The organism is Nitrospirota bacterium (assembly GCA_035516965.1).
In the GTDB taxonomy this organism is placed as follows: Bacteria; Nitrospirota; UBA9217; order UBA9217; family UBA9217; genus MHEA01.
Genome location: DATIZR010000064.1, coordinates 101,892 through 109,053 on the forward strand (window position 1 = coordinate 101,892; position 7,162 = coordinate 109,053).

Annotated in this window: 9 protein-coding genes; all 9 read right to left on the reverse strand. The window is 60.8% G+C overall.

Features of this window, described 5'->3' with window-relative positions:
* Positions 1-61: 61 nt before the first annotated feature.
* A complete protein-coding gene (gene rnc, locus VL197_10570) occupies positions 62-751 on the reverse strand; it encodes a ribonuclease III (GenBank protein ID HUJ18421.1) in 690 nt (229 codons plus the stop codon).
* Between the two features lies 1 nt (position 752).
* Complete coding sequence (gene fabF, locus VL197_10575) at positions 753-1,994, reverse strand: beta-ketoacyl-ACP synthase II (GenBank protein HUJ18422.1); 1,242 nt, start codon at positions 1,992-1,994, stop codon at positions 753-755.
* A 219-nt stretch (positions 1,995-2,213) separates the two neighbouring features.
* The gene (gene acpP, locus VL197_10580; protein ID HUJ18423.1) at positions 2,214-2,450 is read right to left on the reverse strand and encodes an acyl carrier protein; all 237 of its coding nucleotides are present in this window, start codon (positions 2,448-2,450) and stop codon (positions 2,214-2,216) included.
* 82 nt (positions 2,451-2,532) lie between these two features.
* Positions 2,533-3,273, reverse strand: a complete 741-nt coding sequence (gene fabG / locus VL197_10585) for a 3-oxoacyl-[acyl-carrier-protein] reductase (GenBank protein ID HUJ18424.1) — start codon at positions 3,271-3,273, stop codon at positions 2,533-2,535.
* 63 nt (positions 3,274-3,336) lie between these two features.
* Entirely contained in the window at positions 3,337-3,756 is a 420-nt protein-coding gene (locus VL197_10590) for a hypothetical protein (protein HUJ18425.1), read from the reverse strand.
* Between the two features lie 36 nt (positions 3,757-3,792).
* Positions 3,793-4,728 (reverse strand): ACP S-malonyltransferase, encoded by a 936-nt coding sequence (gene fabD, locus VL197_10595; protein ID HUJ18426.1) that lies wholly within the window; start codon positions 4,726-4,728, stop codon positions 3,793-3,795.
* A 70-nt stretch (positions 4,729-4,798) separates the two neighbouring features.
* Complete coding sequence (locus VL197_10600; protein HUJ18427.1) at positions 4,799-5,992, reverse strand: electron transfer flavoprotein subunit alpha; 1,194 nt, start codon at positions 5,990-5,992, stop codon at positions 4,799-4,801.
* Between the two features lie 98 nt (positions 5,993-6,090).
* Complete coding sequence (locus VL197_10605; protein ID HUJ18428.1) at positions 6,091-6,876, reverse strand: electron transfer flavoprotein subunit beta/FixA family protein; 786 nt, start codon at positions 6,874-6,876, stop codon at positions 6,091-6,093.
* A gap of 81 nt (positions 6,877-6,957) precedes the next feature.
* Positions 6,958-7,162: acyl-CoA dehydrogenase family protein (locus VL197_10610; protein HUJ18429.1), on the reverse strand; the 205-nt coding region annotated here is incomplete at its 5' end.

Genomic DNA, 7,162 nt, shown 5'->3' on the forward strand with positions numbered 1-7,162 from the left:
GTGCCCGAATTGAGTGAGGCAAAATGAAGATTGAAAATGAAAGACCTGCAGACCCAGTTCTCTACCGGAGTGCACCGAGCAGCTGGAGTGCTTCCTTCGCCGCGTGCTGTTCGGCCTCCTTCTTGCTCCGGCCCTCGCCGCGTCCGCTCGCCCGGCCGTTGATCCAGACTTCCACGGCGAACTGCTTCTGATGGTCGGGGCCCGTCTCCGACACGATGCGGTACTCGGGCAGCTGCTTGAGGCGCTCCTGGCAGAGTTCCTGGAGCCTCGTCTTGTACTCGACGGCTCCGCCCGATGTGCAGTTCTTCCGGATGCCTTCCTCGAAGAACCGGAGGATGAAGGCCCCGGCTTCGTCCTTGCCCGAATCGAGGTAGATGGAGGCAATGAGCGCTTCAAGGCAGTCGGCGAGGAGCGAGTCCTTGTCCCTTCCGCCGGTCTGCTCCTCACCCCGTCCGAGCAGGAGGTGGGAGCCGAGGCCGATCTCGCGGGCGACCGCGGCCAGGGCCGGTTCGCTCACCACGGCGGCCCTGAGCTTCGAGAGGTCGCCCTCGCTCGAGTCGGGGCAGGTCTTCATGAGGTATTCGCTGACGACCAGGTTCAGGACGGAGTCGCCGAGGAACTCCATGCGTTCATTGTGGCTGGCGACCCTGTTCTCGTTCGCGTAGGACTTGTGCGTCAGGGACTGCTCGAGGAGCTCCGGGTCCCTGAACCGGTAGGCGATGCGCTGCTGGAGTTCCGGGAGGCGGGACATGCTACGGTTTGCAGCGCCGGAACACCAGGCAGGCGTTCGTACCGCCGAAGCCGAAGGAGTTCGACATGACAACGTCGACCCGGGCTTTTCTCGCGGTGTTCGGGACGTAATCGAGATCGCATTCGGGATCGGGGTTTTCCAGGTTGATCGTGGGCGGCAGGACCCCGCGGTCGAGCGCGAGGATCGAGATCACGGCCTCCACGCCTCCGGCGGCGCCGAGCAGGTGTCCCGTCATCGACTTCGTGGAGCTCACCGGGATCTTGTACGCGCGATCGCCGAACACGGTCTTGATGGCAATGCTCTCGAGCTCGTCGCCGTACTTGGTCGACGTTCCGTGTGCGTTGATATAGCCCATCTCCGCCGGCGCGATCCCGGCATCCTTGATCGCCATGGCCATGCACCGCGCCGCCCCTTCGCCGTTCGGAGCCGGGGAGGTGATATGGTAGGCATCGCCCGTTGCGCCGTAGCCGACGACCTCCGCGTAGATGCGTGCGCCGCGTTTCAGCGCCGATTCCATCTCTTCCAGGATGACCACCCCGGAGCCTTCGCCCATGATGAACCCGTCCCGCTCCGCGTCGAAGGGACGGCTTGCCCGCTGCGGTTCGCTGTTTCGTGTCGAGAGGGCCTTCATGGCATTGAATCCGCCCACTCCGGTCGGGCAGATGCAGGACTCCGTGCCGCCGGCAATTATCGCGTCGGCATCGCCCCGCTGGATCCACTTGAAGGCCTCGCCGATCGAATGGGTCCCGGTCGCGCAGGCGGTGACCATGCAGATGTTGGGGCCCTTGGCGCCATAGCGGATGGAGACCATTCCCGCCGCCTCGTTGATGATCAGCATGGGGATGAAGAAGGGGGTCACCTTCCGGATGCCCCGCTCGAGATAGATCTTGTGGTATTTCTCGATCGCCGGGAGGCCGCCCATGCCTGCGCTGACCATGACGCCGACCCGGTCGGCGTTCTCGGGCGTGATCTTGAGACCCGACATGTCCATGGCCATCTGGCTTGCCGCGATCGCCAGATGAATGAACCGGTCCATCTTCTTGATCTCTTTGGGCTCGATGAACTTTTCGGGGTCAAAGCCGTGGATCTCTCCCGCGATCTGCGTCGGGATGGTCTTGTCGTCGAACTGCGTGATGGGACCGATGCCGGATTTGCCCTTGATCAGGCCTTCCCAGCTTGATTCCGTGTCCAGGCCGACGGGAGTGATCATCCCGACGCCGGTGACGGCGACTCTTCTTTTCAAGAGAGGGTTACCTCCTGCGAAAATCACCGTGAGAGGATGCGTCCTCCCGCGGATGGTGAAGCGTTGTATGGGATCACGGTCCGAGGCGGCCTTTACCCACGGACAAAAATCCGAAAAGCCAAAAAACCGGCCCCTGCAGCAGCAGGGGAGGTCTTCTGGCTTTTGGAAGTCCTTCGGAAACTCAGATTTCTGCTGTCCGTGCTCTGGCTGTCTCGGCTCTTATTTTGCCTTTGCCTTGATATAGTCGACCGCGTTCTGCACCGTCGCGATCTTTTCAGCATCCTCATCGGGGATCTCGACGCCGAACTCCTCTTCCAGTGCCATGACGAGCTCAACCGTGTCGAGCGAGTCGGCCCCCAGGTCGTTGACGAAGGAAGCTTCGGGTTTGACGTCCGTTTCCGGTACGCCGAGCTGCTCAGAAATGATCTTTTTTACTTTTGCATCCACATCTGCCATGGGTATCCTCCTGTGTCGGAAAATGTCTTTCTATGCGTCCGCTTGCCGCCTGCTGTTGGGAGCGGACGGGGTGATCCTGTTGCTACATGTACATGCCGCCGTTCACGTGGACCACCTGGCCCGTGATGTACGATGCCCAGGGTGATGCAAGGAACCGGACCGCGTTCGCCACGTCCTCGGGGGTGCCAAGCTTGCCCATCGGGATCTGCTTGGCCAGCTCCTGCCTGACGTTCTCGGGCAGGGCCTGGGTCATGGCCGTCTCGATGAAGCCGGGCGCTACGGCGTTGGCGGTGACGCCCCGGTTCGCATATTCCCGCGCGATGGTCTTCGTCAGGCCGATGAGGCCCGCCTTCGAGGCCACATAGTTCGCCTGGCCCGCATTGCCCATGGCGCCGACGATCGATGCGATGCTGATGATGGTGCCGCCGCGCTGCTTGGACATGTACTTGAGCGCCGCCTTTGCGCACAGGAACGAGCCTTTCAGATTGATGTCCAGCACCAGGTCCCAGTCCTCATCCTTCATCCGGAGGATGAGCCCGTCCCGGGTGATGCCCGCGTTGTTCACGAGGATGTCGATCCTGCCGAACTTCTCGATGACCTGGTCGACCATCGCCGTGACATCGGCGGATGCGGCGACATTGGCCTTGAGGGCCAGCGATTTTCTTCCCTTGGCCCCGATGTCGGCAGCGGTCTTCTGCGCGGCCTCGAGGTTCACATCGCAGATCGCGACATCCGCTCCGTCCGACGCAAGCGCAAGGGCGATTTCCCGGCCAATGCCCTGCGCCGCGCCCGTTACGAGCGCCGTTTTCCCGCTAATGCTCATGAGATTCTCCTGCTTCATTGAGGTGACCTGCGCTCACGCAAAAGCCCGGAATACGCGGAGAGCTCATCTCTTTGTGCACGTACCGTCTTTCAGGGCGATGCCGTTCAGGGTAAACATATTGTACTTGGCATATTCACCCTTGCACGACACCTGGTCATTTTTATTCAGTTTGCCGGAATCATTGACGTATACATCGACGACGAATTCTTTTTCCCGTCCGGGGACCTTGACGAAGACGACGACCCGGTTCCCGGTCTTGCCGGTCAGGATCTCATCGATCTTTCCCTCGGCAGTTATCTCGCTCCCTTTGAGGCCTTTCAGGTACGATTTGATTTCGGCTGACGAGTATTTGCTCTTATCCATGTGTTCGGCAACCGTTTTCGCATTCACCGCCTGGCCCGCGTTCGTCATGCTGGGGGAGACGATGAACATGCCTGCTGCCGCCGATACCAATACAATGATTCTGACGATTCTCGTAACCATGCACAACCTCCTTGGGCGGAAATGTGTTCAAGATCGCTACGAAACGCCGATGGCGTTCAGGGTATCGTTCATGCTCTTTTGATCTTCGACGTTCAGCACCTTTGCGTCCTTGACGATGCGCTTCACCAGCCCGGAGAGCACCTTGCCCGGTCCGATCTCGATGAAGGTGTCGCAGCCGTCAGCAGCCATGTTCTTGATCGAATCTTCCCAGTAGAGCGGGGAGCTTATCTGCCGGATCAGCGATGCCTTGATCTCTGCCGGGCTTTGCAGGAACTTCGCATCCGCGTTGTTCACGATGGGCATGCGCAGGTCTTTGATCGTGACCGTTTCGAGCTCCCGCGCAAGCCGCTGGCCGGCCGCCTGCATCATCCGGCAATGGGACGGGACGCTCACGGCGAGGGGGACCACCTTCTTCGCGCCTGCCGCCCTGGCGAGTTCCATCGCAAGTTCCACGGCCTTTTTCTCTCCGGCGATCACGATCTGGCCAGGAGTGTTGTAATTTGCAGGGGCAACTATACCATTTTTAGAAGCGTCAAGGCAAGTTTTTTCTACGTCCTGCCGCTCCATGCCGAGGATGGCGGCCATGAGACCGGTCCCTTCCGGGACGGCCTCCTGCATGAAGCGGCCGCGCTTCTGCACCAGCGCGACGGCATCCCCGACCTCCATGCCGCCGGCGGCCGTGATTGCCGTATATTCGCCCAGGCTGTGGCCAGCGGCGACCGAGGCCGTCAGTCCGCGCCGCTCCAGCGGCCGGAGCATGGCAATGCTCGCGGCGAGAATTGCGGGCTGCGTGTTCTCGGTCAGGTTCAGCTTCTCGACGGGGCCCTGTAGGCAGAGCTGCAGGAGGTCGAAGCCGAGAACGGAACCGGCAACGTCGAACACTTCCTTCGACTCCGGGAATTGTTCGACGAACTCCTTGGCCATGCCCGCATATTGCGAACCCTGGCCCGGGAAGATGAATGCAATCTTCATTAGATGACCTCTGAAAGCACAGAAGGGGGGGAGCAGGGGTCACGGTTCTCCCCTGACTCCTCACGGGTTCTCACCCGCGCATTTCCCTGATCTTCCTGATCATGATGGGGACGACCTCATGCACGTCACCGACAATGCCGTAGGTGGCGACGCTGAAGATCGGCGCATCGGGATCCTTGTTGATGGCCACGATCACATCCGATGACTGCATGCCGGCGACATGCTGGATAGCGCCGGAGATGCCGCAGGCGATATAGAGCTTGGGGCAGACGGTCTTGCCCGTCTGGCCGACCTGGTGGGCATAGGGGATCCACCCCTCGTCAACAGCCCCCCTGGTCGCGGCGACCGCGCCGCCGAGCGTCATGGCCAGTTCCTGGAGCATCTCGAAGTTCTTCGCGCTGCCCAGGCCACGCCCACCGGCCACGATGATGTCCGCCTCGCAGATGTTCACCGTTTCGCCCAATGCTTCCATGGTCCTGATGACCCTCGTGCGGAGGTCCCCCGACTGGGTGAACTTCACGTCGATGACCTCGCCCTTCCGGGAATCATCGCGCGGTGCAGGCTTCATGACCTTGTGCCGTACCGTGGCCATCTGGGGACGGTGGTTGGGGGTCACGATGGTAGCCATGATGTTCCCGCCGAAGGCCGGGCGGGTCTGATGGAGGTTGCCGGTCTCGGGATCGATGTCGAGCGAAGTGCAATCGGCCGTGAGGCCGGTGTAGAGTTTAGCGGCCACTTTGGGGATAAAGGAACGGCCGATAGCGGTCGCGCCGGCGAGTACGATCTCCGGCTTATGCAGGGTCGCAAGCGTGGTGAGGACGGCGCTGTAGGAGTCGTCATTGAAGTCCTTGAGGACGGGGTCGTCGGCGACATAGACGAGGTCCGCGCCGTGGGCGATCAGGTCCCGTGCCCGGTCCTTGACGCCGTGGCCGATCAGGACCGCCGAAAGCGCGGCTTTGCGCTTGTCCGCGAGTTTCCTTCCCTCGCCCAGGAGCTCGAAGGTGACGCTCGAGACGATTCCTTTGTTCTGCTCCGCATAGACCCATACTCCCTTGAAGGCGGAGAGGTCCTTTGCTGCAGCTACGGCCTCTTCGCCGGTCCGTTCGATGGCCTTGAATTCGCAGGCCTCGATGCAGGCTCCGCACATGGTGCAGCTTTCGGTGATGAAGGCCTTGCCATCGCGCATTTCGATCGCCCCGAACGGGCAGCTCGTGACGCAGGTCTCGCACCCGGTACACTTCTTGATATCGACTTTCACGCTCACGGGTAACTCCTTGGAAATCAGAGGACAGCGGTCAGATCACAGACAAGGCAGGTAGCCATCCAGACTGACTTCCGTACGTCCGGTCTTCTGTCATCTTGTTAAATTAATGACTGTTCCTTCAGCTTTTTCACTGCCTGCTCGACCTGCTGGTCCAGGGTGCCGGCAAGGATCTCGCGCTGGCCCCGGGGCGCGGGCGGGAATATCCTGACGACCTTGGTCGGAGACCCCTTGAGCCCGATCATGTTCTCGTCAGCCTCAATGTCCTTCGCGGTCAGGGTCGCCACCTTCAGGCTCTTTGCCTTCATCTTGCCCTTGAGCGACGGCAGCCGCGGCTGGTTGATCTCCTTGACCACGGTGATGAGCGCGGGCAGGGAGGTCTCGACCACATCATAACCCTCGTCCATCATGCGCTCCACGGTCATTTTGCCGCTGTCAATGTTCTCGATCTTCCTTATATAAGCGACGAAGGGGATGCCGAGCATCTCCGCCGTTTCCGGCCCCACCTGCGCCGTGTCGCCGTCGATGGCCTGCTTGCCTGCGATCACCAGGTCGAAACTTCCGATCTTCCTGATTCCCTTCGCAAGCGTGTAGGACGTGGCCCAGGTGTCCGCGCCGGCAAAGGCGCGGTCGGAGATGAGCACCACATCGTCAACGCCCATGGCAACTGCTTCCTTCAGCGACTCCGCCGCCTGCGGCGGTCCCATGGTCACCGCGGTCACCTTCCCGCCGTGTTTCTCCCGGAGCCTGAGCGCCTCTTCGATGGCGAACATGTCGAAGGGATTGATGATGCTCGGAACGCCGTCGCGGATGAGGGTGTTCGTCTCCCGGTTGATCTTCACTTCCGACGTGTCCGGGACCTGTTTGACCAGAACGATGATATTCATGTCGCTATCTCCAAAAAAACCGACCAGCCTTACTGATGAACACGGAAACATTTAAGCACAAGGGGCAGTCATGGTTGTTTCTTACTTTGCTCTTGTCGCTTCCCGGATCATATCGAGGGCGATGACATTGCGCTGGATCTGGTTGGTGCCTTCATAGATCTGCAGGATCTTGGCGTCCCGCATCATCTTCTCGACGGGATATTCCTTCATGTAGCCCGAGCCGCCCATTACCTGGACGGCGTCGGTAGTGACCTTCATCGCGACATCGGTGGCGAAGAGCTTTGCC

What these genes read in the sequence shown, in the direction of transcription:
- rnc (HUJ18421.1), bottom strand. Translation starts at nt 751, where the DNA reads ATGTCCCGCCTCCCGGAACTCCAGCAGCGCATCGCCTACCGGTTCAGG.
- acpP (HUJ18423.1), bottom strand. Translation starts at nt 2,450, where the DNA reads ATGGCAGATGTGGATGCAAAAGTAAAAAAGATCATTTCTGAGCAGCTC.
- fabG (HUJ18424.1), bottom strand. Translation starts at nt 3,273, where the DNA reads ATGAGCATTAGCGGGAAAACGGCGCTCGTAACGGGCGCGGCGCAGGGC.
- VL197_10590 (HUJ18425.1), bottom strand. Translation starts at nt 3,756, where the DNA reads ATGGTTACGAGAATCGTCAGAATCATTGTATTGGTATCGGCGGCAGCA.
- fabD (HUJ18426.1), bottom strand. Translation starts at nt 4,728, where the DNA reads ATGAAGATTGCATTCATCTTCCCGGGCCAGGGTTCGCAATATGCGGGC.
- VL197_10605 (HUJ18428.1), bottom strand. Translation starts at nt 6,876, where the DNA reads ATGAATATCATCGTTCTGGTCAAACAGGTCCCGGACACGTCGGAAGTG.